37 protein-coding genes are annotated in these 24,568 nt (G+C 52.4%); 4 read left to right on the top strand and 33 right to left on the bottom strand.

All coding sequences use genetic code 11. The features are described from left to right. Positions 1 to 34: 34 nt before the first annotated feature. From OGV67_RS08370 to OGV67_RS22105, 19 genes are all read right to left on the bottom strand, one after another. Positions 35 to 1,153 (bottom strand): contractile injection system protein, VgrG/Pvc8 family, encoded by a 1,119-nt coding sequence (locus tag OGV67_RS08370; protein WP_286465389.1) that lies wholly within the window; start codon positions 1,151 to 1,153, stop codon positions 35 to 37. Position 1,154: 1 nt separating this feature from the next. Then, a complete protein-coding gene (locus tag OGV67_RS08365; RefSeq protein WP_286465388.1) occupies positions 1,155 to 1,370 on the bottom strand; it encodes a tail protein X in 216 nt (71 codons plus the stop codon). After that, a complete protein-coding gene (locus tag OGV67_RS08360; protein WP_115609192.1) occupies positions 1,345 to 1,815 on the bottom strand; it encodes a phage tail protein in 471 nt (156 codons plus the stop codon). The genes OGV67_RS08365 and OGV67_RS08360 overlap by 26 nt, the downstream gene beginning before the upstream one ends. Then, positions 1,812 to 3,659: a hypothetical protein gene (locus OGV67_RS08355; protein WP_286465384.1), complete on the bottom strand. Its 1,848-nt coding sequence runs from the start codon at positions 3,657 to 3,659 to the stop codon at positions 1,812 to 1,814. Before OGV67_RS08355 ends, OGV67_RS08360 begins: the two co-directional genes overlap by 4 nt. Positions 3,660 to 3,761: 102 nt before the next feature. Then, a complete protein-coding gene (locus tag OGV67_RS08350) occupies positions 3,762 to 4,061 on the bottom strand; it encodes a phage tail assembly protein (RefSeq protein WP_286465382.1) in 300 nt (99 codons plus the stop codon). A gap of 51 nt (positions 4,062 to 4,112) precedes the next feature. Further along, entirely contained in the window at positions 4,113 to 4,619 is a 507-nt protein-coding gene (locus OGV67_RS08345) for a phage major tail tube protein (RefSeq protein WP_286465380.1), read from the bottom strand. After that, complete coding sequence (locus tag OGV67_RS08340) at positions 4,616 to 6,085, bottom strand: phage tail sheath family protein (RefSeq protein WP_286465378.1); 1,470 nt, start codon at positions 6,083 to 6,085, stop codon at positions 4,616 to 4,618. The genes OGV67_RS08345 and OGV67_RS08340 overlap by 4 nt, the downstream gene beginning before the upstream one ends. 38 nt (positions 6,086 to 6,123) lie before the next feature. Continuing rightward, the gene (locus OGV67_RS08335) at positions 6,124 to 6,741 is read right to left on the bottom strand and encodes a phage baseplate assembly protein V (protein ID WP_115625639.1); all 618 of its coding nucleotides are present in this window, start codon (positions 6,739 to 6,741) and stop codon (positions 6,124 to 6,126) included. Next, the gene (locus OGV67_RS08330; RefSeq protein WP_114647470.1) at positions 6,734 to 7,288 is read right to left on the bottom strand and encodes a hypothetical protein; all 555 of its coding nucleotides are present in this window, start codon (positions 7,286 to 7,288) and stop codon (positions 6,734 to 6,736) included. The genes OGV67_RS08335 and OGV67_RS08330 overlap by 8 nt, the downstream gene beginning before the upstream one ends. An 11-nt stretch (positions 7,289 to 7,299) precedes the next feature. Continuing rightward, positions 7,300 to 7,956, bottom strand: a complete 657-nt coding sequence (locus tag OGV67_RS08325; RefSeq protein ID WP_058668923.1) for a hypothetical protein — start codon at positions 7,954 to 7,956, stop codon at positions 7,300 to 7,302. 1 nt (position 7,957) lies between these two features. Continuing rightward, positions 7,958 to 8,314 carry a head-tail joining protein gene (locus tag OGV67_RS08320; RefSeq protein WP_058668920.1) on the bottom strand — a complete coding sequence of 119 codons (357 nt, stop codon included), beginning with the start codon at positions 8,312 to 8,314 and terminating at the stop codon, positions 7,958 to 7,960. After that, entirely contained in the window at positions 8,314 to 8,649 is a 336-nt protein-coding gene (locus OGV67_RS08315; protein WP_286465376.1) for a DUF2190 family protein, read from the bottom strand. Before OGV67_RS08315 ends, OGV67_RS08320 begins: the two co-directional genes overlap by 1 nt. A gap of 69 nt (positions 8,650 to 8,718) precedes the next feature. Beyond that, on the bottom strand, positions 8,719 to 10,827 hold the full coding sequence (locus tag OGV67_RS08310; RefSeq protein ID WP_374189247.1) for a ClpP-like prohead protease/major capsid protein fusion protein: 2,109 nt from the start codon (positions 10,825 to 10,827) through the stop codon (positions 8,719 to 8,721). Next, positions 10,781 to 12,295 carry a phage portal protein gene (locus OGV67_RS08305; RefSeq protein WP_286465374.1) on the bottom strand — a complete coding sequence of 505 codons (1,515 nt, stop codon included), beginning with the start codon at positions 12,293 to 12,295 and terminating at the stop codon, positions 10,781 to 10,783. The genes OGV67_RS08310 and OGV67_RS08305 overlap by 47 nt, the downstream gene beginning before the upstream one ends. 8 nt (positions 12,296 to 12,303) lie before the next feature. Beyond that, positions 12,304 to 12,519 carry a hypothetical protein gene (locus tag OGV67_RS08300; protein ID WP_047463010.1) on the bottom strand — a complete coding sequence of 72 codons (216 nt, stop codon included), beginning with the start codon at positions 12,517 to 12,519 and terminating at the stop codon, positions 12,304 to 12,306. Continuing rightward, a complete protein-coding gene (locus tag OGV67_RS08295; protein WP_200022677.1) occupies positions 12,516 to 14,633 on the bottom strand; it encodes a phage terminase large subunit family protein in 2,118 nt (705 codons plus the stop codon). Before OGV67_RS08295 ends, OGV67_RS08300 begins: the two co-directional genes overlap by 4 nt. A 3-nt stretch (positions 14,634 to 14,636) precedes the next feature. Next, the gene (locus tag OGV67_RS08290; RefSeq protein ID WP_286465510.1) at positions 14,637 to 15,143 is read right to left on the bottom strand and encodes a DUF1441 family protein; all 507 of its coding nucleotides are present in this window, start codon (positions 15,141 to 15,143) and stop codon (positions 14,637 to 14,639) included. A 234-nt stretch (positions 15,144 to 15,377) separates the two neighbouring features. Beyond that, positions 15,378 to 15,551, bottom strand: coding sequence for a GnsA/GnsB family addiction module toxin (locus tag OGV67_RS08285; protein WP_114647475.1), 174 nt, complete (start codon positions 15,549 to 15,551; stop codon positions 15,378 to 15,380). 317 nt (positions 15,552 to 15,868) lie between these two features. After that, positions 15,869 to 16,033, bottom strand: a complete 165-nt coding sequence (locus tag OGV67_RS22105) for a YnfU family zinc-binding protein (RefSeq protein WP_219936929.1) — start codon at positions 16,031 to 16,033, stop codon at positions 15,869 to 15,871. A 91-nt stretch (positions 16,034 to 16,124) separates the two neighbouring features. Between OGV67_RS22105 and OGV67_RS22100 the strand changes: the two genes are divergently transcribed. Next, positions 16,125 to 16,340, top strand: coding sequence for a YnfU family zinc-binding protein (locus OGV67_RS22100; protein WP_353622062.1), 216 nt, complete (start codon positions 16,125 to 16,127; stop codon positions 16,338 to 16,340). Between the two features lie 638 nt (positions 16,341 to 16,978). Here the strand turns inward: OGV67_RS22100 and OGV67_RS08280 are convergent. From OGV67_RS08280 to cspE, 3 genes are all read right to left on the bottom strand, one after another. Next, positions 16,979 to 17,206 carry a hypothetical protein gene (locus tag OGV67_RS08280; protein ID WP_219936925.1) on the bottom strand — a complete coding sequence of 76 codons (228 nt, stop codon included), beginning with the start codon at positions 17,204 to 17,206 and terminating at the stop codon, positions 16,979 to 16,981. Between the two features lie 74 nt (positions 17,207 to 17,280). Continuing rightward, a complete protein-coding gene (gene ymcF, locus OGV67_RS08275; RefSeq protein WP_114647478.1) occupies positions 17,281 to 17,496 on the bottom strand; it encodes a cold shock small protein YmcF in 216 nt (71 codons plus the stop codon). Then, positions 17,480 to 17,692 (bottom strand): transcription antiterminator/RNA stability regulator CspE, encoded by a 213-nt coding sequence (gene cspE / locus OGV67_RS08270; RefSeq protein ID WP_114647479.1) that lies wholly within the window; start codon positions 17,690 to 17,692, stop codon positions 17,480 to 17,482. The genes ymcF and cspE overlap by 17 nt, the downstream gene beginning before the upstream one ends. A 478-nt stretch (positions 17,693 to 18,170) precedes the next feature. Between cspE and OGV67_RS08265 the strand changes: the two genes are divergently transcribed. Together OGV67_RS08265 and OGV67_RS08260 are read left to right on the top strand one after the other, a co-directional pair. After that, a complete protein-coding gene (locus OGV67_RS08265; RefSeq protein ID WP_309137334.1) occupies positions 18,171 to 18,413 on the top strand; it encodes a YnfU family zinc-binding protein in 243 nt (80 codons plus the stop codon). Positions 18,414 to 18,604: 191 nt separating this feature from the next. After that, complete coding sequence (locus OGV67_RS08260) at positions 18,605 to 18,817, top strand: KTSC domain-containing protein (RefSeq protein WP_114647480.1); 213 nt, start codon at positions 18,605 to 18,607, stop codon at positions 18,815 to 18,817. Between the two features lie 186 nt (positions 18,818 to 19,003). Here OGV67_RS08260 and OGV67_RS08255 read toward each other — a convergent pair whose 3' ends face one another. The 8 genes from OGV67_RS08255 to OGV67_RS08220 form a co-directional block, all read right to left on the bottom strand. Next, entirely contained in the window at positions 19,004 to 19,201 is a 198-nt protein-coding gene (locus tag OGV67_RS08255) for a hypothetical protein (RefSeq protein ID WP_258237892.1), read from the bottom strand. Then, positions 19,158 to 19,427: a hypothetical protein gene (locus OGV67_RS08250; RefSeq protein ID WP_219936921.1), complete on the bottom strand. Its 270-nt coding sequence runs from the start codon at positions 19,425 to 19,427 to the stop codon at positions 19,158 to 19,160. The genes OGV67_RS08255 and OGV67_RS08250 overlap by 44 nt, the downstream gene beginning before the upstream one ends. Beyond that, complete coding sequence (locus OGV67_RS08245) at positions 19,424 to 19,966, bottom strand: glycoside hydrolase family 108 protein (protein WP_286465372.1); 543 nt, start codon at positions 19,964 to 19,966, stop codon at positions 19,424 to 19,426. Before OGV67_RS08245 ends, OGV67_RS08250 begins: the two co-directional genes overlap by 4 nt. Then, positions 19,966 to 20,247 carry a phage holin family protein gene (locus tag OGV67_RS08240; RefSeq protein WP_286465370.1) on the bottom strand — a complete coding sequence of 94 codons (282 nt, stop codon included), beginning with the start codon at positions 20,245 to 20,247 and terminating at the stop codon, positions 19,966 to 19,968. The genes OGV67_RS08245 and OGV67_RS08240 overlap by 1 nt, the downstream gene beginning before the upstream one ends. Then, positions 20,234 to 20,620 (bottom strand): phage holin family protein, encoded by a 387-nt coding sequence (locus OGV67_RS08235; RefSeq protein WP_115609182.1) that lies wholly within the window; start codon positions 20,618 to 20,620, stop codon positions 20,234 to 20,236. The genes OGV67_RS08240 and OGV67_RS08235 overlap by 14 nt, the downstream gene beginning before the upstream one ends. A 333-nt stretch (positions 20,621 to 20,953) precedes the next feature. Then, the gene (locus OGV67_RS08230; protein WP_219936917.1) at positions 20,954 to 21,553 is read right to left on the bottom strand and encodes a hypothetical protein; all 600 of its coding nucleotides are present in this window, start codon (positions 21,551 to 21,553) and stop codon (positions 20,954 to 20,956) included. Between the two features lie 14 nt (positions 21,554 to 21,567). Further along, positions 21,568 to 22,602, bottom strand: coding sequence for a DUF968 domain-containing protein (locus OGV67_RS08225; protein WP_286465368.1), 1,035 nt, complete (start codon positions 22,600 to 22,602; stop codon positions 21,568 to 21,570). Continuing rightward, complete coding sequence (locus OGV67_RS08220) at positions 22,578 to 22,958, bottom strand: RusA family crossover junction endodeoxyribonuclease (RefSeq protein ID WP_192466400.1); 381 nt, start codon at positions 22,956 to 22,958, stop codon at positions 22,578 to 22,580. Before OGV67_RS08220 ends, OGV67_RS08225 begins: the two co-directional genes overlap by 25 nt. A 179-nt stretch (positions 22,959 to 23,137) precedes the next feature. On the opposite strand from OGV67_RS08220, the gene OGV67_RS08210 reads away from it, so the two are divergent. Further along, positions 23,138 to 23,275: a hypothetical protein gene (locus tag OGV67_RS08210; RefSeq protein ID WP_275166053.1), complete on the top strand. Its 138-nt coding sequence runs from the start codon at positions 23,138 to 23,140 to the stop codon at positions 23,273 to 23,275. An 11-nt stretch (positions 23,276 to 23,286) separates the two neighbouring features. Here the strand turns inward: OGV67_RS08210 and OGV67_RS08205 are convergent, their stop codons facing one another. From OGV67_RS08205 to OGV67_RS08195, 3 genes are all read right to left on the bottom strand, one after another. Continuing rightward, positions 23,287 to 23,532 carry a hypothetical protein gene (locus OGV67_RS08205; protein ID WP_047462969.1) on the bottom strand — a complete coding sequence of 82 codons (246 nt, stop codon included), beginning with the start codon at positions 23,530 to 23,532 and terminating at the stop codon, positions 23,287 to 23,289. 46 nt (positions 23,533 to 23,578) lie between these two features. Then, on the bottom strand, positions 23,579 to 23,812 hold the full coding sequence (locus OGV67_RS08200; protein ID WP_286465366.1) for a DinI-like family protein: 234 nt from the start codon (positions 23,810 to 23,812) through the stop codon (positions 23,579 to 23,581). 346 nt (positions 23,813 to 24,158) lie between these two features. Continuing rightward, positions 24,159 to 24,557, bottom strand: coding sequence for an Exc2 family lipoprotein (locus OGV67_RS08195; protein ID WP_275166052.1), 399 nt, complete (start codon positions 24,555 to 24,557; stop codon positions 24,159 to 24,161). Positions 24,558 to 24,568: the final 11 nt, after the last annotated feature.

Raw genomic sequence — 24,568 nt, 5'->3', positions numbered from 1 at the left:
AATTCCGTTATGGAACCGCCTGGCGGCGGGAGGGTTAACCGAAATAATCCGGGCCGTTCTTATCCTTGCTTCCGGATTTTTTCGCAGATTTTACGGGCCTGCGGATATCAACGACCAGGTTATACGTGTAACTGAACCCTGCGGGCGTCAGTGAAAAAACGAGTGATTCAACAACCCAGCTGCGATCTTCGCGGGAACCGAAGCCGGATGTCGTCACTCCGGCTTCGGCAGTTAGCGGAACATGCTTCGGTCGGCAGGGGCCTGTCACCGTCATTTTCTGTTCATTCCGCCCGGCCTGTGTCTTTCTGGCTTTTGCCTGCTGTTCGGCGGTGTTCTTCTCTGCCTGGGTATACGGGTTAGTCATTGCCGGGCCGTCATGTTCAACGGAGACCGTTTTTGTTTTTCCATCCGCTTCGTCGTAGTAACGAACACCGATTTTCTTTTCAGCCTTTCCCCCGCTGCCAGTGGCTTTTCCCGTGGAGCTGCCGCGCTGTCCTTCACTGTAGGTCCAGTTCGACACTTCATCCGGTGTGATAGTGATCCCTCCGGTTTGTTTCCCGGAAACCGTAGCCGTTGCCCCCTGCTGTAAAAAAAGCCAGTAACCGCCAGCCGGTTTACTCACCGCATTGTAAGTACGGGCGAGACGGGACAGCAGATTCGCGTCGGATTCAGCAACCTGATCAATATGATCGATATGTATATCAGCAAGCCCGGCGGCAACTTTCGGGATAAGGCCATTATCCCTCGCAACCGTTTTGACAAGATCGGCCAGTCGCAGATTATCCCAGCTCCGCGTTTTCTGGCCTGTCACATCACCCGGTTGCTTCTGCGCATTCATCGGTGCAGCGGTTGCATAAATCTCGATTCGTCTTGGCGGCCCACTGCTGGCGACACCGCTGACAACAAACCAGCCCTTGTCCACCAGATGATTGTTAAAGCCCAGCGCCGCCTGCAGCCTGGCCCCCTTCGTCGGGAGGGCCAGCGTTTCAGACAGTAATGTAATTTTCAGTTCATCCGCTTTCGCGGTGGCGCCACTATAATCCGTCAGCGTCAGCTCCGCCAGGCTCTGCTGCAGCGCGCGGGTAATATCCTTTCCTTCTGCCTTAATACTGAATGCCGGAGCATATTCAGGCGATGTAATCTGATTAGCCATATTAATCCCACAAACTAAAAGGCGAATCCTCAACGGGCAGCACCAGATCAGGCAGGGTGATAAGCAGGCCGGAAGAGTAAACCGCCCCGTAATCCGCCAGCCCCTGATTTACTTCCAGAACCTGTGTTACTGAATAAGAGAGGTTTTCAGTGCCATAATGCAAAGCGCAAATGGCATCCAGGACATCACCGTCACGGGTTTGATATATCGTCGGCATAATGTTTTAACGTCATGGTCCAGTTTTTATTACGATGGCCCCCACCGGGCAGAAAGCGGTTCGTTGTATCCGAAAAGTCAGTCACTACCCACCACCCGAGCACATCCCCTTCACCGCTGACCAGTTGCCGGGGTCTGGCCATGTCAGCAAGATCAAAAAGGTCATTTACCGCATCCACGCCTTTTCGAAAAAAAGCGTGTGCCTGTCCTTCAAGTTTTACAGTCCGCCCGGGCTTGCCGGTGTACTGGAGCAGGTCCTGGTTCCCTATCCGTTCCTGCTCACTCCACCGCCAACTGGCTTCGCGTGTAAGCTGGTTATATGCGGTGGTATCAATCGAAAAGGCAAAATCCCCCAGCATCATCATGACACTGGCCTGCCGGGCGCCGCGCTGCGCGCCCGCCTGCCGCTGACCGGATTCTTCAATCAATGGAATGATTTCACTCACCAGATAAGCCCTCCATCAGTCAGGCTGTTATCACCGTTAAATGCAAAATTATTTTTGGTTACGGCTGACACCTCATCGGCAATGGCTTTCTCATCCTGGCCCGGTGCCGCATTGATTTCGAACCGGTACTCAAATTTCCGGTTGTCGGTGATCTGCCGGGATGGCTGTTTATCCAGGCTGTCTATCCTCTGCAGCAACGCGTCCCAGTATCCGGCATCACTGGTTGCCCGCGCCGGATCACCGGATACATCAGGTCTCCTGGCGGATGGTAGCGAGTACCTGCCCGGATCGCTGGTGCTGCCATGTCCCCCGTTGTCCGACGGTTCAGGCACACCAGCCACGGGTAACTGAAACTTATCCCAGGCGCTGGTATTCTCCCGGGTATCACCAGCCTGGGATGCCCGCTCACGATTCTGTTGCAGGGCGGCATCCCAGTTCAGAAGCGTCCCGCTGCTGTCAGGAGTAAGGTACTTATCCAGTGATTTATTGAAGGTTTCATCGTCGTCTTTGATAAATCCCCTGGTGCCGATATACGCATTTTTCACTTCATCGGGCAGATTCGGGTTGTCAGCCAGCGTCTGCTCAAACCACTCTCCCTGTCCCTTTCTCTGAGCGGTCATTCGTGCGATATCAACCGATCCGGTCATCGCCAGAGATTTAAGCACCTCCTTCTGGTCAGAAGAACTGTCGGGCAGCAGCCACGAAAGCTTTTTAGCCAGCGCATAAATAATTTTGCCGACAAAAACGACGCCCTGACCGAAAGACAGGACGCCCGGATACAGATCATTACGCAGAAAAGTAACAATGCGTTTTATCCCGCCGCCTTTAAACCAGTCGGCAAGATCATCCGTCAGGCGCCGTACATCCGGGGCCAGCTCATTACCCAGTTGCCCGGATATTTCAGCAACGGCGGAGGAGAATACAGTACGCAGGTTACTGATGGCCTGATGCCCTGCAATCGCACCCTCGGCCCCTTCTTTTGTGACGAGGTTATAGCGGCGCTGCTCATCCATCAGTTCGCGGTAACTTCTGCCGGACTGTTTGATGAGCATCAGCAGTTTGCTGGCTTCTCCCCCGAAAAGGGAATCCAGCGCAAAGGAGGCTTTTGACTCATCCTCCAGGCTGAGCGCGCGCTCAACAATTTTATTGAACTGCGCCATATCACTAAGTCCGGCAAAATCACCGGCTTTGAAGCCCAGCGTTTCAAAAGCATCCTGCAGCGAACCCTGCTTACCGTTCTGCTTATACTCACCGGCTTTATGCAGATACTCTTCGAACAGATCGCCAATATTTTCCCCGTTCATATCGTACTGTTTTGCCAGCGTGTCCCAGGCATTAAACGTGGTGACATCCACACCGTAGCTTTTTGCCACATTCGCACGCTGGGCGGTTTCTGCGTTGGTGGCTGCCGGAGCGATAAGCGTACCAAGCGCGGAGGCCACCACACCGCCGCCGCCAATCGCCAGCCCCGGCCCGACCATCCCACCCAGTTGCCCGGCGATCCCCAGCCCGCGCCGGAACAACCCCTTGCCAGCGCTCTTGAATGACTGTATGCGCTGCGCTTTCTGCAACTGTGCATTCAGTTTCTGCTGTTCAGTCTCTGTTTTCCTGATCTCCCTGGACACTTCCGAATAACGCCGTTTAAGATCTCCCAGACTTTCCCCCGCCAGCTTTGCGCGTTTAATCTCCGCAGCCAGCTTTGTCTGGTCCTTTGTCAGCCGTTCAGACTGCCTGCCGATATCCTTCAGGCTTTTCTGCAGGCCGTTTGCTGAACGGCTCCAGGAACTGTCGATGTTACCGCCGAAAGTAATAACGGCCTTAAGGTTCTGGCTTATTCCGGCCACGGTTCATTACCTCCAGTTCATCAGTCAGAAAATCGGTAAAAGTGCTGAACGGCATATCAAGATAATCCGCCATCGGAAAATGCAGACGCCGCCCAAGAAACCTTACAGCCCGGAGAAGTCCTCTTTCGGTCGCTTCGCGGGCGGGAGCATAAAAACGTTAAATGTGTCCAGCAGTTGTGCATAATCCGCCGCTGTCAGTTGCCAGATATCCCGTTCGCTGAGGTTGCAGAGCAGAGCGATCATGCGGGCTTCTTTTTCTTCTTCATTGCCACGATCCTTTGCATGAGCGATACGGTCACGAACAAGTGGCTCACGCATTGTCACTTCATCAAGTACCGCGCCCCCCTCAAGCGTGACGGGGGAGAACAGTTTGATTACACGGGTTTCACCGGGAATACTCATAAATAACTCCATAAAAAAACGGCCCGCAGGCCGTTATTGTGAAAAGGGGAATCAAAGGCGAACTTTTGCGGCCAGGCCGGACAGGACATCCACACCATTGACACGGCGCGCAAAACGCTCGGTATCAATGGCAAAAAGCTCCCGGCCCTCCAGCGACTGCCGGTAATAATTCACGGCAATATCCACCGTAACGGCATTTTCAGACAGGTTCTCTTTTCCACGGGCATCCGGTGTGACGGTCTGGACAAAACCTTCAATTTCCTCAACCGTCCCCCGCGCTGTACCATTGCCCAGATACCCCTGATAGGCCGTAAACCGGGAACGGCTGCCGCTGACAAAACCGAAGCTGGCAAGCATGTCAGCATCGATGCCATAAAATTTGACCTGGCAGGTCAGCGCCTCCATACCGTCATCCACCGGAGTGGGAGCGTCCTGGGCGCCGGTACGCAGATCTGTTTTAACAACAGCCAGAGACGGCGGCGTAAATTCATGCGCCCCCTGGATACGAATCCCCTGCTGGAAGAAAGTCCAGACGCGTAATGTATTTTTATCGCTCATGCTGCAAGCATCTCCTCAAGCGCATAGTTGTTGTTCACCCGGACACGCAGGCTGATGAGTTCAGTCGGCGATTTCGGCCCGAAATCGTAGTTGATGTACAGGACACCCGCAGCCATGCTTTCTGCGGTGTTCAGCTCTTCATCCAGCCAGGCCCGCCCGCCGAAAATGGCCCTCATTCCCACAAGCTGGCGCATATAAGCATTGATGGTGCCGATAATGTCGTCCGCGTTCTCACGATCAAGAGGGCGGTCCACATACTCCAGCATGGCTTCCTGGATGCTGTCCTCAATCACATCCGCTGTACGTCGGACGGATTCAAAACGCCATTGTGGATCGGTCGCGCACAGCCGGTTCCCCCAGTGTTTAAACCCGGCACGGCGGATAATGGTGGAAACGTTCTGCATATTGAGCAGGTTGGCATCACAGTTCTCTTCGCCAAGAATAAATTCATCCACCTGTTCAACGCCCAGGATGTTGTAGATCTCCTGGTTGGATTTACTCCACCACCAGCCTTTTTCGTAATCGATTCTGGCGCGCAACCCGGCGGCAAAGGCAGAATAAGGACGGTACACCAGCTGGCCGTCAGCGTTACTGACCTGGACGCGCGGTCGCAGCAATTCTGTCCGTGCGCCATAGGACTGGCGGCGCTGCACCACTTCCTGCAGGGTTGCGCCGGAAGCACAGTCCACATAAGCGATCGCCCGGAGTTTTCCGGCGACGGTCTCCAGCGCTTTCCCCGCCGCATCGTCTTCACTGAAACCTGGCGCAATCACAATACGCGGCTGATACGTGGTGACAGATTTCGCTGATGACAGCAGCCCGATCCCCTTCAGGACTGCCGCGCGCTGTTTAGTTTCCTCACTCTCCTGCGCAACACGCACAACCACCGTCAGCGCATTACGCTGATCGTTGATATCGGTCAGGGCCTGTTTCAGCGTCCCGTTATCACCGAGGCGGGATAACAGCGTGGTCCCGACGACCGCCACAGGCGTGTTGAGCGGAAAAGGTTCATCCTCGCCGCCGGATAGCTGGAGGATGAATGGCGAAACAAGCCCGCCTCCGGCGCCTGCTGCCTTTACCTTTCCCCCTTCAGCCTCATTGACGACCCCGGCCACCTCTGCGGGTGTGGCGGTAATGACACCATTTTCATCGCAGCCCAGCGTGATCTTCAGGGTAAGCGACTCCGGGTCCCAGACCGCAGATGTCCCGACGGCAACCGGATTTTCTGCATCCGTCTGTCCGGCCACCGCTTCAACATTGATAATATTCCCCCCCCGCCCCTTCAGGGTTGCGGTGAAGTCGAGAACGTTATCCAGAATCGGCGTGCCGGATGACCCCGAAGCCGCTGTTCCGTCAGACGCGTCCGGGGCGGTTCCCACAAGGCCAATGATGGCCGTCTGAATAGTCGTGACAGCAACGGTTCCCGGTGTCAGTTCAATTGTTTCAACACCATGTAACTGAGCCATGTTTTATCTCCAGGCATAAAAAAACCTGCCGAAGCAGGTCACATTTTCTGATTAGTTTTTCCCGTGGTCCCGCCGCTGTCGCCGGGGTGATCATGGTCGTTAAAGGTCTCGCGGATTTTGCTCATACTGCCGGCTTTATCAGTGATCTCCTTCGTGGCACCGATATTTCCGCTCACATTCGTGTCGGCGTTGATCTGCGTTTTACCCTGGACAGTGAGGGTGTCAGTGATTTCAACCGGGCCATCCAGCGTCCCTTTCCCGACGATTGTGTATGTGCCGCCCGCTGCCAGGGTGATCGTCAGGGCATGCGCCGCACGGTCGTACCGGATCTCAGTACCGTCTCCGTAGCGGGTGATATGCTCACTTTCGCTACCTCCCGGTACTGGCATCGCGCCGGTATTCCAGCCCGGATACACCCGCCCGTTGTTCAGCTCACCGGCCTCAGACAGCACCGTGACCGCATCCCCCACCGCATACGGATTGGAGTCCGCACGGTTAGCGCCCGCAAAGCCCTGACAGAGCGGCAGCCAGGCGGTAACGATATCGCCCAAATCGACCCGGCATTTCGGGATACCGTCATGCTTCACTGAATGGATGACACCGCGCCGCACGATGTTCGCCAGCCTGCGCTGTAAGTCACCCTCAATATCACTCATCAGGTTTTGCCTCGTAAATCAGCCGGTAATCGTCCACATGCGCGCGCCCAATATCCGGTGCCTTACCGAGCCAGACAGCTTTAAGCGGAGCATTCAGCTGCGCAAACGGATCTGCACCGAAGGCCGCTGACTGTGTGTAAGAAATACGCCAGACAAGATAGTCATCCATGCGCGGATCAAATTCATCGCGCCCGGCATCAATGAAAACGGCGGGTTCAGGATAATTCAGACCGAACTGCTGTCCGTCGATCCACTGGGTAATATCAGCCGCCGCCGTGCGCAGGAAAATTTCTGGCTTGCTGACGCCTGAAGCGGCGGGGTCCACCACCACAAAGAGATCGCAGGAAAGCACCACGTTCAGTTGCCCTTCGTTTCCCCCGCCCTGCTCCCAGCCGTTAATGGTGAGCCAGACAGCGGGCGTGACCAGGCCGGAAAAGCGCGGTACATTTTTTTCCGGGTAGGCATCAGCATCCCGGACCCATTCAATTTTTTTCAGCGCACCGATCACGGCGTCGTGATACTGCGCCAGCAGGAGTGGCTCCGCCATCGTTCATTACCTCAGACAGAAATACGGGCTTTCACACGCCCGCGCAGATCGGTTTCAAAGTGATGCATAAAAATCTCCATCGCTTCTGCAAAGGCGTTATCCTCGATGTAGTTCAGCATCGGTTCGTAGATATCAATTTCAGCCTCATGGGTGCGGCGGGTCTGCGGGTCACGAATCACCACCGTCCGGCGGTTTTCCCGTCGGGAGCGTGCAACCTCGCCATTCTCAAACGTGCGTGCCGACAGCAGACGGCCTTTCGGCGTGAATCCCGCGTTATCGGCCTGCCGCCTGGCTTTAATGAATCGCCCGGTATTTTTGTCCCTGCGCGTGTGATGAGGTCTGATCCTGCCGGAAATACGCCCTTTGAGATCCTTCACTTTTATGGCGTTGAGACCAAACCAGAGACGAAAATTATCGAGGCGGGAACCGCGATCCAGACGGAATGAAAGCAACCGGCGACGCACCAGATTAATGCTTCTGGGAGCCAGGCCATCTTTCAGATCGGCCATTGCCTTTTTCCGTAATGTGGCCGCTGTCCGCTTTAATGCCCTGGAATATGCCGCGCGAAATTGTTTCTGGGTTGCCCCAATGCTTTCCGCTATTCCCCAGATAGCATCCACATCAATATCGACAGGTAAATCCCGCCGCAACCGTGATCCCCGCGCCATATCAGCTCCACTTCGTTATTTCGGGCTGGGGCTTACCCGGCTCCCCGTATGCCAGGGTAACCCGTGTTCGCCCTTCTTCATCAGCACCGACATGAGTGACACGCCAGGGTAAATTGTTAATCAGGACCCGGTCGTGCTTTGACAGTCCGGCAATATCTGCGGTCATGGCGCTGAAGGCCGGGACATGGTTCTGGATTTCTCCGCCTCCCGGCACGCTGACAGGCGCGTCCGGCGATTCGAAAATCACCGTGACGGGCCGCTGCTCATCACCGACAGAAATAATGGCCGGAACCTCTTCGGCAAATGCCCGGTCTATCCGGGCATCCGCTCTCGCCAGACGTTCACGGAAGCGGTTCATCAGTAGCCAAGCCGTACAGGAACAAACTCGTCATCAGCAGCAGCCTCAGCCCAGGCCGTACCCGCCAGAGGGTTCGGCGCAGCCTCCTCACCCGCTTCCGCAGTCAGTTTACCGTCTGCCAGATACAGTTTCTGACCAACAGTGACCACTTCAGCCGCCTTTGGCAGTACGAATACGCCTGTGGTATGCAGTACGCCCCACAATCCTGCCGGGATATCATCGTGAGCTACGCCCACCAGCGCCCCTGAAAGTACGGCTTCACCTGAATGAATATCTGCCGCACCGATATTATGAAAATCAAGAGTGTTGCCGTCCTGCTGATAGTTCTTCGCCATTTTTCTCTCCGGATGAAAAGGAGCAGCACACGCTGCTCCGTAATAAAAAAACCGTCAGAATACGGTCGTTTATTTTTTGGTGACTTTAACCATGCCGCGCCAGTCAAGCGGCGCCACCCCCGCATCGATGCGCACCTTGAATGCGGCACCGTCCACGGTGAAGCCCTGCTGCTGCTCAAGATACGGGGTATCAATACCATCCAGATACGCCACCTCAATGGTGTCGCGCCCCTGCGCAGCGGTCAGGTAATAATCCGTCGGGCTGCTGTCATCCAGGCGGGCCTCAGAGGCCACCGTCACAAAGTTCTGGATCGGGTTAACGATACCGCTGTTCGCGTCCGCGCCCGGTACACTTGCGGATTTAATCAGCTGGTTAGCCCGGGACTCAATTGCCACTGGCGTCAGCATGTAGGCAGGACGAATGTTCAGACGGCGATCGCCGGATTTTTGTAGCAGCATCGCTTTACGCGCAGTATCCAGCCCTTCGATACTCAGATCAGCCGCCACTAGGTTGCCGTGATCGGCGTGGAACAACGGCTTGCCGTCCGACATTTTCGGGTTGCTGGTCAGTACTGCCCACACCAGATCGCCCACGGTGGCGCGCGCGGCAAGCCCCATTGCCTGCGGGATACGCGTCAGCATATCCAGGTCGTCGTTGATGATAGTCTGGCGGTCAATGCTGAAAAGCTCACCATAGGTGGCCAGTGCAATCGGCTCACCGCGATCTTTAATGGTGACATATTTATATTCCGCCCCGGCACGAACCTTACGCAGCGATGCAAGTGATTCCAGACCGACGCGGTGCGCGGTTTTGAAATCGGTCAGCGTGCCTTTACGGGTCCACTGTTCAAATGTCTCGCTGGCCTCATCCCAGCCCAGCAGTGCTGCCTTGTGCGCCACATCCATCAGGATATTGCCGAAATCGCTGCTGCTGTGGGTGAACGCCAGCCCGACCATCGCCTGCGCTGTACCGGCACCTGAAATACCAATGCCGCGATCCACCAGCGAGGCGCGCGCCAGCTCACGCAGGGTATAACCGTTATAAGCGTTATCCTTCTCAGCCTGCGCATAGCCCGCGCGGTTCATTACCGCAGCACGGATGGAATCACCGACAAGATTGCCGTTACCGGCATAAAGATGAATGGCGCCCGGGCCCGCACTCGGGGTTGTCCCTGCGGCCAGCGCCTGCAGCAGTTTGTCACGGGCCTTTTCAGCCGTGCAGGAAAAGTCGGCAAGGCATTCAGCCTTCAGCGTCGCGAAGGTCGGGAACGCCTCAAACACAGCGGAAACCGTATTTACGCGTTCCGCGTTCGCCGTCTGCATCTGCTGCTGTAGTTGCTGAGCCAGCGCGGTGATATCGATGTTTGTCATCTGCGGCGCGGGCTGTTGTGGTGCCTGCTGGGTCTGGGTTGCCTGCACTGGTGCGGGCTGCTGAACCGGAGCAGGCGGCTGATTCACAGGGGCTTCGGCACGCGGCGTAAAAAGGGTCTTAATCTGTTCAGGCATATTCTGGTAATCCTTCAGTTTATTTTCATTCACACAGGCCGCAGCCTGCAGTTCAGGTTCAAGCGTGTCGGCGAAGCCTTTTTCCACCGCTTCAGCGCCGTTGAGCCAGGTTTCAGCTTTCAGCATTGCTTCCAGTTCTTCCTGTCCAAGCCCGGTCTTGTTCATGTAGGCGCTGAGCATCAGCGCTTCATTACGATCCAGCCAGTCGGCATAATCCCGCATATCGTCAGAATCCCCGGCGATACCACCCCACGGTTTATGCACCATAAGCCAGGCGTTTTCCGGCATATGCACCGTGGCGCCAGGCAAACAGACAATCATCGAAGCCATACTGGCCGCCACACCGTCCACCCAGATATCCACTTTCGCTTTCAGCCGCGCCAGGGTGTTATAGATCGCAAACCCCTGCATCACATCGCCACCGGGACTGTGAATATGCAAATCCACTGCGCTGGCGTCGAAAACACCGGCCTCCTTACAGTCCGTGACAAACTGCTGGGCGGTGATCCCCCAGCCGCCGATCACGTCATAAAGGAAAATCTCCACGCGCCCGGCGGCCAGCGCGCGGATCTCATACCAGCACTGGCCATTTGCGGCATCAACGCCCGCCAGGCTGGCGCGGGGGTTAATCATCATCTTCCGGCGGCTGCCCGGTTTGTTTTGCGGTTGCATCAGGCATAGCTCCTTTGTCGTTGGCGGCATCTGAATCAAACACCAGCCCGTGTTTACGGTTAAATTCGGTTTCGCGCATTCGCTGGCGTTTGACCTCCTGGGGAGACTGACCACGGGCGCGTATCCATTCTGCTTCGGTTCCCGCGCCGCCACGGACAATCCCCTTCCAGGCGTTGGCCTCTTTCACCGGATCGATCCACGGCATCACCGGACCGAGATAGGTCGCGTTGAACAGCGTCTGGCGGTCTACATCTGACGGGATATCCATCGTGAGCAGCGCCATCGCCAGCCAAGCGCGATATACCGGGCGACTGTGCTGACCGACAAACCACTGCTGCAGGACGTTGTAGCCTTCCTGCCCCTCCACCAGTTCCTGCCGCTGGGCACTGTAAGTGCCGTTATAGTCACGGGCGATGCTGGAATAGGTGCCCCGGCTGCCAGCGGCGACGGCACGCAGCTGACCGTTGCGGAATTCATGGAGATGAACGTTCGGGCGGTTTGACTCAACCATCCCGAGATCTTCACCCGGCGCCAGATCGTCAAAAATCATGCCCGGCGCGATATCGAAATGACGGTATTTTTTCTCTGGCCCTTTCCAGTCGTCATCCCCTGGAAAACTGGCCGCATCCCCGCGTTTGATATAAAAGCCCAGAGCGGCAGCGATGCGGGCGGCCACACGTTCGCTCTCTTCGTAGTCCTTGATATCGCTCAGACGTTTAATCACGCCGTGCAACAGGCTGACGCCGCGCAACTGGTGCAGGCGTCGCCGCTGCGCAAGATGCAGCATGTTTTCTGCCGAAACGGTTTTAAGCTCTGCGCTGAAACGGGCCATGTTCGCCGGGTGATATTTATAGACGCGGTATCCCGTCGGCCTGCCCCAGGAATTGACGATAATGCCCTGCCGCACCTGCTGCCCGGCGACGCTGTTGAGATTCATCGGCACAAAATCGGCTTCAAGAAGTTCAAGCGAAAACGGCACGCTGGTTGAATGGGTCAACCCCGCTACCGGCCCGCGCACCAGCTGGGTAAAAATTTCACCGTCACGCAGCGCAGAGCGCAGGGCCAGCCGCTCGGCTTCCGGTCGCGTGAACATGCCTGTCACCTCCGGGCGCACCGACCATTCTGACCAGAGCGCGGATATCCTGGCCGCAAAATCTTCATGCAGCTTGCCATCCAGCCCCAGCGGCTGCGGCTCCACCTGAATCCCCTGCGCACCGATTACCCGCTCTTCCAGTTTGTCCAGCAGGCCAATGACGATGTCGTGATCTTCATCCAGCGCCCTTGCCTGCTCGCGCAGCGACACACCAGCGGCAAAGACAGCCGTATCCGCAGAACGGCTTTCCCGCTTTCCTTTATGAAGGCGCGACGGCTGCGCGGCTTCATACGCCTGCAGCAGCATTCTGTTTCGCGCACGCGCAACCGCCCACCCTGGCGCAATGGCGCCAAGTGCTCTGTCAAAAATGCCCATGTGAAGCCTTAAAGAAAGTTAGCGAGTTTGAAAGAACCGCTGCGACGACTCACGGTTTCCCAGCGTTTTTCCCAGTATTCTAGCTCTTTACGCAGCGCTACCGGATCATGGTTAGTAATGGCGCGCCCGTTCACACCAGTGAAAGACACGCTTTTACCATCAAGGGAGTCACGGTAAGCCTGGCGAACCGTAACCAGCATCTGCTGAATTTCTGTTTTCGTCACAGCCAGCCTCCGTTTTCGCTGACACCCAGCCAGCCGCCAGACAGCGTGCTGGCCTGTTCAGTTTCTGAAACCGGAGACGAACGTGCAGGCACCGCTTTTTTCACAGCAATCTCCCTGGGGCGTTCCCCGTCAATAATGTTTGAATTGATATCCTGAGCAGCCGCCCAGGCTGGCGGTTGTTCCCAGTCACGGATTTTTTCGTAGCCGCGCAGGATCGCGACAGCGTGGGCATAACAGAAAAGGTCAAAGGCTTCGTTATTGCCTTTTCCCGGCTTACGCCATTTTCCGTCTGTCCCACGTTCTTCGTAGGTCAGTTCCTCGTAGAACCATTCCCCGAGCCAGTCAGGAAAATGGATATACCCTGCCCCGGGCGTTTCACGCTCAAGGTTATTACTGAGCTGGTCTTTAAGCAGGTCGGTCTGCAACAGATAAACCGGAACCTCGCCGCGCGCATCCGCCCGGCGATCGCTTCGGTCAGTGTTATCGGGATGGGTTCTGGTAATGATTTTCTGACGTTTCGTGCTGTCCCCTTTAATCAGGTAAACCCGTTTACCCAGACCATCACGGCGACACTGACGCCAGAATTTATAGGCGTTATCCGTGACACCATCTTCCCCGCCACTGTCGACCGCCATTGCCAGTACAGGCATCCGCTGCGAAGGACTGGACTGGAGCGGATACGTTTTTTCCAGCACATCCGTGATCAGCAGCTTCCAGTCTTCAGGATAGGAGCCTGGATGCAGTGGCTGAGTTTCGCCATTTTCATCACAGCGCAGGGACTGGCGGATGTTATAGCGATCCACCAGCCAGCGTTCCCCGTTTTCACCGTAACCAATGATCTGGACCACAAAGCGGCGTTTCTTCCCGCCCTGCACGTCAACTGACGCCAGCAGGAAACGGACTTTGGGCGGCACCAGCCGTTTGCCGTAATCTTCAGCCCGCTGCATCAGCACATCGGCGCGTCTCTGCTCACTGGCCGCGCGCGGCAGGTACGGCAGCCCCCAGTCGGTGTTAATCACCGCGCGCAGGGTCTCTTCACTGCCGGTTGCTTCATAGTCCTGCTCCGCCGTCAGCAGCTTGTAGACCAGCTGGGACCAGGTCTGATAAGCCGCTGCCGGACCTTCCATCCAGAACGACGCGATACGCGAACGGCGACCTTCCCCCGTAATATTGCCTTCCCTGTCGATCACCAGGCCCTCACGTAACCAGACGCCCTTTCCGTTAAGTTCCCGCTTTTTATCGGCGGTAATAATGCCGTTACAATGCGGGCACTCAATATGCGCGGCTTCACTGGCTTTCACCGGATCAGGTGTTTCCCGGTAGCCTGTCATTGCCTCCATTGCAGGTTGAAAGTATTCCCCGCAGTGTGGGCATGGCCAGTACCAGCGGCGGCGATCGCCGCGATTGTATAAAGCCAGAATTCCGGTGGTTGGCGGAGCTTCATGCGGCGATTTACGCCGCCACTTGGTATTGGTGATTTCCCTGCCCGGAGAGCTTTCGACCAGTGTCATCCCCGCAGACATAAAGGTGGTGGTACGTTTGGAGGCAAGGGTAAAGCCATCGCCCTCGCCATCAATATCTTCAGGGAAGCGATCGTAATCTGTCAGCGCCACGCATTTAAAATCTGACGAGGACATGATGTTGATGGAAGGCCAGCCAATCTTCAGGTAGTTCCCGGCAAGGAAGGTCCTGTCATGCACGTTGTTGTCGTTGCGTAACGGGCTCAGCCGCTTTGCCACTTCCGGGCTGACACGAAATGTTCTGGCAAGACGTTTTTTGGAGTGTTCACGCGCTTTCTCTTCCGTCATCTGAACAATGAGCATATCCGACGGATCACAGACAATGTTGTACACCACCCATCCATCAATCAGACCGATTGTCTTACCTGTTCGGGCCGGGCCAACAAAAATGACAGCATCATATTCACGCGATGCCAGGCAGTTCATGGGTTCCACGACATAGGGGGCAAGGTCCGGGTCCCATTTAACATAGTTACCCACACCAACCGGGACATGCATGTATTTATGTACGGCCTCGGCAACAGGCATTCGACGTGGCGCCCTGATGATCCCGGCAGTGTTTTTTCTGACCTCCGCCGCCGTGGCCTGTCGCATGGCTTACTCCTCTTCTGACGAACTGTCCTCCTGTTCCGGCGTATCTGCCTGTTCAACCTTCAGGGCAATCTGATCCCGCAGATCATCAATTACTTTTTGCACCCTGACCACAGCAGCAGGTGTCATCGCGCAATCGCGCTCCAGAATATCCGGCAGCGTTTCCAGTACCTGAACGACGGCTTTCACCATCGAGGAAAATTCGCGGGTAACTGCCGATGCCGGAATAAGTTCACCTGTTTCCTGCTGGAACTTAAGGCGTTCACGTTCAGACTGAAACCACGCTTTGCGATCGGGTGGCAGCATCTTATCGACGTCCACCAGTTCCGGTGTTGTTGTTCGGCCCAGCAGTTCCCGGAGAATATCCAGAACGGAATAAAGTTTGAGACGGGAATTACTGCCGGGAGCAGGTTCGACATTATTCAGCCTGCTGGCGACCGTCTGACGATGCAGATCGGTAAGCGCCGCCAGCTGGTTAATATTAAGGCGGAGATTTTTCAGCTCGTTATCCATGATGATGAACAAAAATTAATCATTTCGACATCGTGAATAATTTCACGACTGAAATATCAACAGGTTAAGGGAATGATGATGATGCCGATAAAATGCAAAAAACCAGCCGTTTTCCGCGTGTCCTCGCCCCCTCGGTGCTCAGAATCACCGGAAGGACCCACTGAAATGATAATGATTATCAATTAATAAGGTATAAAAAAGGCCGCCTAAGCGACCTGATGAGTAAGGGAGAATTTATATGAGTTTGATCTTAACTGCGTAACCTTCGAGACCAGTCATGGTTTCTCTGGGAGTAAACTCAATTTCAGAAACTTCTTTGCCCGTTTTTTTTCTCAATTCAGCAATCTTTTTAGAGATAAGGGCGGAAATTTCTGCTTCTGCTTTTAGCTTTTGTTCCTCTAAACTCATATTGACCTCTTCTGGTTTTTCAAAAGTATGAACATGCCAGTAAAGTGGTTGATAGCATAAGTTTTCAACACTAACTTATTATAAATTATAATCTATTTTCCAGCCATTCTCTCAAGTGTAAAGGAGCATGAGAGCTACATAAAAGCTTTTCAGTGAATACACTGAACCCTGTCAAAACAGTTAGAACATCATGTATGATGAATTCATTCCAGAACTATATTCAATTATTGTTTTTCAATAACCTGATTCAGTTTAAACGTCTCATTTTTATTGCACATCAACAACAATTCAGTGCACAACAACCGTCGGTCTGATAATTATCGAGAAGCAACAAACAGTGCCTTACAACGAGGACAGATTAATGTTCTACCTTGGTTAATCTTTACTACTGACTGTCGAGATTTATGTCCGCACTCCGGACAGATTACAGTGATATTTGATGAATTACTGAATAATTTTATTACTTTATTTAAGAATGACATAGGAAATACCTGCCCCAATGAATATGTTTCAGCATATCATCAATTGTCTAAAAAACACTCAAACAAAGAGCTATTGAACATCGGGAGGTGTATGGTTGTGATCCCCTCCCTAAAAAAGGAGTTACCACTCATGACATACTCCAGTGGGCTCAGGCAATTCAAAGAACGTCCAGTCGAAGTCAAATGTCCGGAATGTTCACGCATAACGAATCAGAAATCCAGACAGTTGCGCAGAGATAAGCCATTGAAATGCTCTTACTGCGGACACATCTTCCTGCCATCCGAATGTTCATGCATAGGTGGATAACCGACTAATTAGAAAGAGAAAATTAACATTTAGAGTGCAAACGCTTTTTAAAATGAGTAACTGATTATGAGCCACAAAAATGAAAAAATTATAGAAGGATATGTGATTGAAACTTTACTCCGTGGAGAGATATCACATCCCGTATGCATCCATCGGGTGAAATTTACTAATGGTAAGTTTGCTTTGATTCGCAGTGTAGGAAATGTCTGTTTTGTTGCCGGTGCATCCATCAGACGAGAAAAGTCATACTGGTCTATTCATAATACAAAAATCAGGCTTCTTCCGTTTGAATACATTAGTGAAACTGAGTCTAAAAGACGCTTTCAGGAGGGATAGGACGAATCATTTTTCTCAACCCAGTTTCCTTTGCTGTCCTTCACAACCTCAATAAACTCTTCGGTCGGAGACGGTGAACCACCTTCGTCCTCCCACTCACTTAAGGATTGTTGCCACTCTTCCTGTGTCAGAACTTTTCCTGTTACAGAACTTCGTAGATAAATCGTCATAACCAATCTCAGCCCAATAAAATGTCTTTCTTAACTATCATTATAGGTGAAATACGGGGTTACCTCTTTTCCTTGTACCACGACACCACCTCTGTCCATAATCTTACAGAGGCGAATAAGCAGAACAATCAGTTACATCAATTTCCTTGCTGCTTCCAGTATCTCCTCAGAAGATAGTTCACGGTCAGTAGCCACATTTACAATTTGGTGATCGCCAGTCAGAGATGGGAACCCCGCAGACATAACAGTCAAATGCGCTTTTTCACCATTAGGGTAATCCCGCAATATTGTTGTTATGGCCGGCATAACCTCTACGACAGCAGCAGGTTCTGCATTAAAAAATACTATTACTTTTTTCATAAGGTTATCCAGATTAGTGGCGAAAACCATGCTGATTACACAAGATAAAAAGGCCCCCGTAGCGGAGCCTTAATTTACTTCCGAAAATCCAGAGTAGCCTGTCCGGAATTGATGTATGAAACAATGTTATCAAATGTAATCATTGGTGATTTACAAAAAATACATTTCGCTCCGGACGGATTTTTGTCAGTAACATCAAACACGGATGTCCTGAATTGTGACCCATGGCAGCATGGACACCTGAAGTGAATATAGTTAGAGATAATTGCCGCCTTAAAGTGCCACAACATTTACAGCTGACGGGCCTTTTGGTCCTTGCTCGACGGAAAATTCGACTTCCTGATTTTCATTAAGAGTACGGAAATCTTCACTTTGAATTGCAGAGAAATGCACAAAAACATCCTTGCTACCGTCTTTTGGTGTTATAAATCCAAAGCCTTTTTCAGGATTGAACCATTTGACCAGACCAGTGATTTTATTTGACATAATTAATACCTTTTTGAGTAAGCCCTTAGACATGATGGTCTGAATAAAATTTATCAGAGAGAAAAAAACCTAAAGAAATCTCAAGAGATATTAAGAATGAGAGGTATTACAATAACTGCTTCAGATAATTTTGTATCAAACCGCACATTCATTAACGCATGGTTAACCATGCTTAGCAAGCATTAGTTTTGTAAAGAAATTCTTAGTCTCTTTCTGCATCATTTGAATGGTAAAAATAACAGAACTGGATTTATAAATAAACTCTGTCATGCTGATCCAAACCTTTATCTGTCACCCTAAGTTTTCAAGGGATTTAGGCTCATGGAAGAGTCAATTTTTTAAGCCGTGTAGATCACGACACTAATAGTGTTAGCATATCAATAGATAACGTCAATATCGACGTAAATCAGCACATTCGCCAACCGCTCCAGTCAGTGCAAACCATGATACATAGTGATACTAAGATAAATGTCCGGAAATGAAGGCGAGCTATTTCTTATCGAAACGTGTATGGTTGCAGCCTTATAAAAACAGGAAGCAAACTATGTCCGGACGTAAAGATACAAAAAATCGTCGTAATCACCTTGTAAAATGTTCCTGTCCTGCCTGCTCAAAAGATTCAGAACATAGCTTTATGAGAGTTCAAAAAGGGACACAACTCATCTGCCCATACTGCAGCACGTTGTTCCAGTCAGCCTTAGTTCCTTCTTTATCACGGTAAAACCCTGCCTGGGTGGTAATGCTTTTCTTACGTTAGTTAGCCCCGCCGCTTACGGGGTCATCGCCAGGACAACATACATTCTCGCCAACACCTGAGTCAAAAATACTAACAACTTGTTTATGTTATTTCCCCTGGAAACTGTTTAATGGTGTAGTATGGAAGGCTAGTATCATTAACCACAAGGAAATAAAATGTACTTCCATGAGGTCATATCATCAAAAATAAAATCTATTGGTTACTACCCTTCAGAGAAAATACTGGAGATAGCGTTTGTAGATTCAGGTACTTATCAATACATTAGAGTGTCGAAAAAAACTTACAATTCCTTTGTGACGGCAAAATCCAAAGGTCGATTCTTTGATGGCGTAATTAATAGCAAATATCTTTGCCGAAAAACAAGGTAAGCCAACACAAAGGATGCCCGACTCATCACCGTCCTGCTCTCTACTTACATATTAAAATGGAAGAAACCGATACATCGGGATGTTTCACACTTTCTCGTTCTCACTATATCGCGGAGGAATATGACCGGATATGGACAATAGTTAAACAGCTAGAAATCAGCCGTCATCCAATATGTTTTCTCTGCTTTAGTGCTTAATTTCTTTTACTCCCTGTTTGCAGTTGAACTGTACTGCTTTGTTGTGCGCCAGAATGTCTTTCTTCGTATACCGATCCATTACTTCAATATCATGCTCAGTAAGGTAGATGACGCGTACCCAGTCACAGGCCGTGTCCGTTACTTCAGGTTTTGCGGGTAAAGTTCTCACGCAACTCGCGGTCAACATCGTCATCAGGAAGATGATTAACAGTCTGCTGTACATCCCTGGCTCCTTTTGTTGTCTCTACCCGGCGTTCTGCAACTGCTTCAGTAGCTGCCGCGCGTTCTTCTGTGCGTTGAATTCCCGCTTTGGTTTCCGCTTTGCTGGTGCCGCGCGCGTGACCGAAACCAAATGCGCCTGCAATTGCGGCCAGCACAGCAACAACCAGGCCGATAATCATCTCCAGCGTCATATAACCACCCGCTCCTTTACCCAGCCATAAACAAACGTCTCGTTCGCGCTGCGCTGTTCTGCCAGTTCGAGATAACGTTGACCCTGACTGCAATTCAGGGCGCGGAGCATAACCAGTTCGCCCTCTTTCCCGCGACGAGAAAGATAGCTTTTCAGCGCGCTGATAGTTCGTGGACCGATAAAGCCATCTGCAATCAGATCGGGATAAAGTGAGCCCTGAATGTTGAACACGTTCAGCCAGCGCTGAAACCATTTGGTCTGAACCGATGGGCCCATGTTTACGCCCGTGCCGCAGAGTTCGGCGGCGATGGCTGGTGACACCTCGGAAACAAGGTCGAAGCCTGGGCCCGTCCAGTAGTCAGCCGTCAGAATATCCAGCGCCTGCTGGCGGGTGAGGTTCCGCATATCTCCGGTGTACCCGTGGGCCCGAGCTACCGCTTGCGTAATTCCCCAGTTTGTTGGCCCGCCTTTATCGTCAGGATGATTAACGTAACCCCCTTCTTTACCGAGAATGGCGTCAAAAATTTCGTCTTTAGTCATTAGTGCCTCAGATGATCAACCAGACGTGCAACGTTGCCTCTTACGGCCACCAGCACGGAAAGGAAAATGATGTTGGCCCCAATCGTGGCCCATGAGGAATGAGGGTAAATGCCGCACAGATAGGCCAGTGGCACAGTGCTGTATGTGACTGTAATAAGCCACGCCAGACGCGATACCCACGGACGATGCCGGGAATCACCCCGGCGGTAAAACATCAGGGTTATTACCACCCCTGCGCAGAGTAGCGCGTTAACAGTTGCTGACAGGTCATTTAGTACCACCTGAACCTCCCCGGCGCGTTATCAGCGCCACCAGCGAGCCGACATCCTGATTATTCAGGAACGTCAGTATTTTGACGGCTAATGCAGAAACGATTACTGCGCCGATGGCGTCCAGAGGTTTATCGTTGTAACCCGTCCAGGTCGCCAGTTTTGAACCCACCAGCCCGGAGCATAGAATTCCAGCGATATACGACACGACGAAATACGCCAGGCGGCGGGTTGCGCTCAAATCTGCGGCGGTAGCAATGTAAAATACAGCCCCTGCAAATGCGCCGAACACCACACCGTAATCAGTTCCGGTCAACAGCCCATAGACACTAGCCCCCGTCAGGGCGCCGCCGGCTAACCCGGTGCCGGAAATCGGATCGGACATTGGTCCCCCTCATTGCTGTGAATCCTCTCAGAAAACTTGAGGGGAAATAAAAAAGGCCACCGGATGGCAGCCTTCATAAAAGATGTCTGGAATGAATCAGGAAAAATCGGCGATATGACAGGGGTACTGATGCAATGCACCTCGCGAATACCCCTGTCGTATCGCCGGAAAGCAAAAGCCCCGACTGGCGGGGCTCTCGTCATAATCAAATTGTCGCTTCTCATCGCTGCCATTGTGGCGCAGCTCTGCCAAGCATGAATGGATTATCTAACTTTCTGGGTAGAATTCAATGTAAGTAACCGAAAATAGCACTAAAAGCTAAAATGACAATTTCTAATCATCCAAAAGCTTCCGGGCTGACAGATAAACCTTCGCTCTGAAAATCTGCAAACACCACTTAACCCGCTCCCTCGCCTTTTCGGGAGTTAACCACGGCGCTATTGCCCGCAACTCTCTTGTAATATCAGAGATTTTTTTTCGCGTGGTGTAATACTGAAGACCAACGACATATACCGGATCATTGACATCAAGCGCCAGCAGCACGGATTGCTCAACAAAATCAACATCATCATTATGCAAAGCTTCATCAATTACGCTGGTGGCTGGCTGGGGCCATAGAATGGTGTGAGCGCGATTCAGTGCCTGCTGCCCCTTAAATCCCTCACTGCGGGCCTGGTTCAGCGCAGCCGTAAAACGCTCCAGCGCTTTATCTGACCAGCGACCTCCCCTCAGTACATTCCAGCATTCATGTCCCCTGGGCATGCGTGGGGCAGTTCCCCCGCTCACACCTTCCCCCCATATCGTTAACAGTGATTTGATCCATGCCGACTGAATCCCGGTAAGGAGAGTACATTTCCCCAGCCAGCTTTTGCGGGGTGCCGATGCTGCTTTTTCCAGCGCTGCGCGGTGTGAACGTTTTTGACGTGGCGTCATAGTTTTTTTCTCCTTTATGCCAGCACGCCAAGCGCGAACGCCCGGTCCAGCACATTTTTCAACATTTCAAGCTGAGAACCGTATTTACGTTCAAACTTGACCGGATCGTTATGCAGTTCTGTGTGATGTTCACGGCACAGCGGAAGGGTAAAGCTGTCATGGGCTTTTGTTCCCATTCCTCCCTGCCCGTGCCCGATAAGATGATGGGGATCGTCTGATGGCATTCCGCAGCATTCGCACGGCTGGGTCTTCACCCACTGAACATATTCAGGATTTACCCAGCGAATACGTTTTGGCCGCTTCATAAGGGTTTGCGGGGATTCTGGATCAACGGTCAGCGTCACAGCAGGCTCTGTCGCCGGTATTACCGGAATAACGTCACCCGGCAGCAATTCCAGGCGTTTTTCCAGAATGCTGGTGGCCGGAACCGAAGGGACGATCTCGCTTTCCTTATAGACTGACCGCAACGGTTCGTTCGGCAGTGCCAGAGCGCGGCTCGCCATCCCTTCCGGTATCGCTACGGCGACGCCGGAATACACGGCCCACCAGCACAATTCAGCAAGTGAAAGCTCTCTGTCTTTACCACACCTTAGCGCCGCTAATACGTTATCAATCACCCACTCGATCAGGTTCTTGCGGGCCAGCGCCGAAAGTTGCTCCGTTGCCTGCTCCCGCAGCTGGTTATCACAATGCCAGCAGACACGTATTGCCCCCGGCTCGTGTCGCATATTGACCAGCTCGCTGTGGTGATACTCTGAATGCGGCCACTGGCAATGGCTTACCCGACGTCGTAACCATTCCTCCAGCGCCGTAATTCCTCCAGCAGCACGGATCACCCGTTCATCAGTAAAAAACGGCACCAGCCCGCTGTCTTCTGCCAGTGGCTGGCGAGCATCAGGGATTTTCCCGGATGGCCAGCGCGTCATATACTCTGGCGGCTTTTCTATCAGCACCCGACCATGATGAAACAAACCGAGCAACTCACTGCCTGGCTTCAGCATTATCAGCCCCATTTCACGAACGATTACGGGTTTGAGCAGCGCGCGCATTCAATAATCTCCCGGATGATTATTTGCCCCTTTTCTCCCCATATTTTTGTGACGCGCCCGTCCCACACGCGGCTGTCGTCGTCAAATATCGCGTCAAGTAACGCCTTTTCGAGATTGTCCTTGTCTGGTTTCTGCTGGTGCGGTTTCCCGCTCATTTCGGCGCGGCGCTTCCTGCTCCAGCTAGCGGGCATGGGAAGTATGAATGTGACGTGATAACCCGACTCAGGCAGTGAGACCTTGTTCAGCCTGACTTCATCGCAGAACGCACGATAGCGAAGCACCGGCGGGCGTTTCTGCCATTTATCCCGCTGAGTCATTCTGGGTTTACCGAGCGGCGTAATGTCGTAGACGTGCATAATCACCCCCACATCCGCGAGCGATACGATTTTTTAGTGCGCGCCGGGCTGGCGTTTTCAGTCAGTAATGCACTGACAATCCAAAAACATGGATCAGAGTCCAGACTTCTCTCTGTTTTAATACCCTTTGCCCGGTATCGTTCCACCAGCTCGTCGGCCTGCTCGGTGGTCAGCCCGTGATGAGTGAACCAGCTCCGTTTCATGCCACCTCCCGAATGAGCGGCAACAGAAATGCGCTGGCGTTGGGTAACGTCAGTGAGGATCGTATTTTGAAGTGGTTTTGCGCCATCGTTTTCTCCGTGGCGCAGCAGGTATAGGTTGTTCAGGCCTATGACGGGAGTGTAACAGAATTCAGAGAAACGCGATAACCAGCGCGTTCCAGCATCTGGGTAAAGAGACTCGGCGTTCCGATAATCTCATCGTCCTTTAGCGGCATGAAAGACACCATGTTACCGCGCCGGTACATCAGCGCACGTTCACATTCAGGAAATGAGTGCAGCCTGGCAACGATAACCCCATCGTGACATCTGATAACTGCATAGCCTTTTTTTGGTAATTCTTCTAATACTTCCACCGAAAATCCCTCCCGAAAACCAGGGCAATAACCAAACGCTCAGATATCAATAAAACCAGTCGTCGGCGCTTTCCCAGGTCTCCTGAAGAATCTCCTCAATGCATTGCTTATCCCCTTTATCCCCCCCCAGAATACTCAGACCGTCAGCTCCGGCGCGACGAACTGTTAGTTTCACATCTTCATAGCTCTGACTGAGTCTGCGTAACAGTTCAGCTTCTAGTGCTGGCACTGCGCCATCAGGAAGTTTCTTAGTACGATCAATGGTTAATTCAATTTGCATAATGGCCTCCCATCGCATTTACTGTATATTCATACAGTACACCTATAAATCAGAATGATCAACGATTTAAGAGCACAAAACGTTAACTCGGGGGCGCAATATTTTTGTGTAAAAACCACCGCAGTGGCTCTTGATAAAAGAAAACCCGCATCAGCGGGTTAGTTCTCCAGTTCTCGTCTATATGTTCATAAGCAATATATCCGGCGTATCATCCAACTCTCCGATCAATGGCTCATGTGGTCAGTCTCGTATCGCTGGAGCATCTGAACTGACCTTTACAATTCACCTCTATTGAGAACGTAATTTATTTTTTACGTTCTCAATTGGAGTTATACGTTCCCTTGTACTATTTTCGCCCCTCATAGCCGTCCATATAAGTGGCAGAAATCGCATCTCCCATAACCTTTAGTTCTTTCGGTGAGGGCGTACTGCTGTCGGTGTAGGTTCTGCCCGCAAATTTTTCTTCTGACCGAATAGATTTCAGAAACTCCTCGCTGCGGAACTGACTAACCCGTTGCAGCGCTTCCTCCCGTGACACACCTGCTGCTCTGTCTTTTGCCCCCATCTCCTGGAACTGCCTGAAGAATGGCACCATCATCCTGATGCTATCGGCTTTTTTGACATAAAAATTTGGGTTAAACCCATCATCCGCTGCGTAAACATACTGTCGGGCATGGCGCTCTGCACTTGTCTTCGGAGTGCAGGCAGTGGTCATCAGCATAGCGGCCAGCGTGGTACATAACATAACGGTAGAGA

It is taken from the genome of Citrobacter sp. CK188, from assembly GCF_030333525.1.
GTDB lineage: Bacteria > Pseudomonadota > Gammaproteobacteria > Enterobacterales > Enterobacteriaceae > Citrobacter_B > Citrobacter_B koseri.
This window is presented reverse-complemented; position numbering and strand designations above follow the sequence as displayed.

Excerpts from the sequence above, each read along its gene's own strand:
- OGV67_RS08370 (WP_286465389.1), bottom strand. The coding sequence starts at position 1,153 with ATGGCTAATCAGATTACATCGCCTGAATATGCTCCGGCATTCAGTATT.
- OGV67_RS08365 (WP_286465388.1), bottom strand. The coding sequence starts at position 1,370 with ATGCCGACGATATATCAAACCCGTGACGGTGATGTCCTGGATGCCATT.
- OGV67_RS08350 (WP_286465382.1), bottom strand. The coding sequence starts at position 4,061 with ATGAGTATTCCCGGTGAAACCCGTGTAATCAAACTGTTCTCCCCCGTC.
- OGV67_RS08345 (WP_286465380.1), bottom strand. The coding sequence starts at position 4,619 with ATGAGCGATAAAAATACATTACGCGTCTGGACTTTCTTCCAGCAGGGG.
- OGV67_RS08340 (WP_286465378.1), bottom strand. The coding sequence starts at position 6,085 with ATGGCTCAGTTACATGGTGTTGAAACAATTGAACTGACACCGGGAACC.
- OGV67_RS08335 (WP_115625639.1), bottom strand. The coding sequence starts at position 6,741 with ATGAGTGATATTGAGGGTGACTTACAGCGCAGGCTGGCGAACATCGTG.
- OGV67_RS08330 (WP_114647470.1), bottom strand. The coding sequence starts at position 7,288 with ATGGCGGAGCCACTCCTGCTGGCGCAGTATCACGACGCCGTGATCGGT.
- OGV67_RS08325 (WP_058668923.1), bottom strand. The coding sequence starts at position 7,956 with ATGGCGCGGGGATCACGGTTGCGGCGGGATTTACCTGTCGATATTGAT.
- OGV67_RS08320 (WP_058668920.1), bottom strand. The coding sequence starts at position 8,314 with ATGAACCGCTTCCGTGAACGTCTGGCGAGAGCGGATGCCCGGATAGAC.
- OGV67_RS08315 (WP_286465376.1), bottom strand. The coding sequence starts at position 8,649 with ATGGCGAAGAACTATCAGCAGGACGGCAACACTCTTGATTTTCATAAT.
- OGV67_RS08310 (WP_374189247.1), bottom strand. The coding sequence starts at position 10,827 with ATGCAACCGCAAAACAAACCGGGCAGCCGCCGGAAGATGATGATTAAC.
- OGV67_RS08305 (WP_286465374.1), bottom strand. The coding sequence starts at position 12,295 with ATGGGCATTTTTGACAGAGCACTTGGCGCCATTGCGCCAGGGTGGGCG.
- OGV67_RS08295 (WP_200022677.1), bottom strand. The coding sequence starts at position 14,633 with ATGCGACAGGCCACGGCGGCGGAGGTCAGAAAAAACACTGCCGGGATC.
- OGV67_RS08290 (WP_286465510.1), bottom strand. The coding sequence starts at position 15,143 with ATGGATAACGAGCTGAAAAATCTCCGCCTTAATATTAACCAGCTGGCG.
- OGV67_RS08285 (WP_114647475.1), bottom strand. The coding sequence starts at position 15,551 with ATGAGTTTAGAGGAACAAAAGCTAAAAGCAGAAGCAGAAATTTCCGCC.
- OGV67_RS22105 (WP_219936929.1), bottom strand. The coding sequence starts at position 16,033 with ATGTCATTCTTAAATAAAGTAATAAAATTATTCAGTAATTCATCAAAT.
- OGV67_RS22100 (WP_353622062.1), top strand. The coding sequence starts at position 16,125 with ATGGTTGTGATCCCCTCCCTAAAAAAGGAGTTACCACTCATGACATAC.
- OGV67_RS08280 (WP_219936925.1), bottom strand. The coding sequence starts at position 17,206 with ATGAAAAAAGTAATAGTATTTTTTAATGCAGAACCTGCTGCTGTCGTA.
- ymcF (WP_114647478.1), bottom strand. The coding sequence starts at position 17,496 with ATGTTGTGGCACTTTAAGGCGGCAATTATCTCTAACTATATTCACTTC.
- cspE (WP_114647479.1), bottom strand. The coding sequence starts at position 17,692 with ATGTCAAATAAAATCACTGGTCTGGTCAAATGGTTCAATCCTGAAAAA.
- OGV67_RS08265 (WP_309137334.1), top strand. The coding sequence starts at position 18,171 with ATGAAGGCGAGCTATTTCTTATCGAAACGTGTATGGTTGCAGCCTTAT.
- OGV67_RS08260 (WP_114647480.1), top strand. The coding sequence starts at position 18,605 with ATGTACTTCCATGAGGTCATATCATCAAAAATAAAATCTATTGGTTAC.
- OGV67_RS08255 (WP_258237892.1), bottom strand. The coding sequence starts at position 19,201 with ATGTTGACCGCGAGTTGCGTGAGAACTTTACCCGCAAAACCTGAAGTA.
- OGV67_RS08250 (WP_219936921.1), bottom strand. The coding sequence starts at position 19,427 with ATGACGCTGGAGATGATTATCGGCCTGGTTGTTGCTGTGCTGGCCGCA.
- OGV67_RS08245 (WP_286465372.1), bottom strand. The coding sequence starts at position 19,966 with ATGACTAAAGACGAAATTTTTGACGCCATTCTCGGTAAAGAAGGGGGT.
- OGV67_RS08235 (WP_115609182.1), bottom strand. The coding sequence starts at position 20,620 with ATGTCCGATCCGATTTCCGGCACCGGGTTAGCCGGCGGCGCCCTGACG.
- OGV67_RS08230 (WP_219936917.1), bottom strand. The coding sequence starts at position 21,553 with ATGACGCCACGTCAAAAACGTTCACACCGCGCAGCGCTGGAAAAAGCA.
- OGV67_RS08225 (WP_286465368.1), bottom strand. The coding sequence starts at position 22,602 with ATGCGCGCGCTGCTCAAACCCGTAATCGTTCGTGAAATGGGGCTGATA.
- OGV67_RS08220 (WP_192466400.1), bottom strand. The coding sequence starts at position 22,958 with ATGCACGTCTACGACATTACGCCGCTCGGTAAACCCAGAATGACTCAG.
- OGV67_RS08210 (WP_275166053.1), top strand. The coding sequence starts at position 23,138 with ATGAGTGAACCAGCTCCGTTTCATGCCACCTCCCGAATGAGCGGCAAC.
- OGV67_RS08200 (WP_286465366.1), bottom strand. The coding sequence starts at position 23,812 with ATGCAAATTGAATTAACCATTGATCGTACTAAGAAACTTCCTGATGGC.
- OGV67_RS08195 (WP_275166052.1), bottom strand. The coding sequence starts at position 24,557 with ATGTTATGTACCACGCTGGCCGCTATGCTGATGACCACTGCCTGCACT.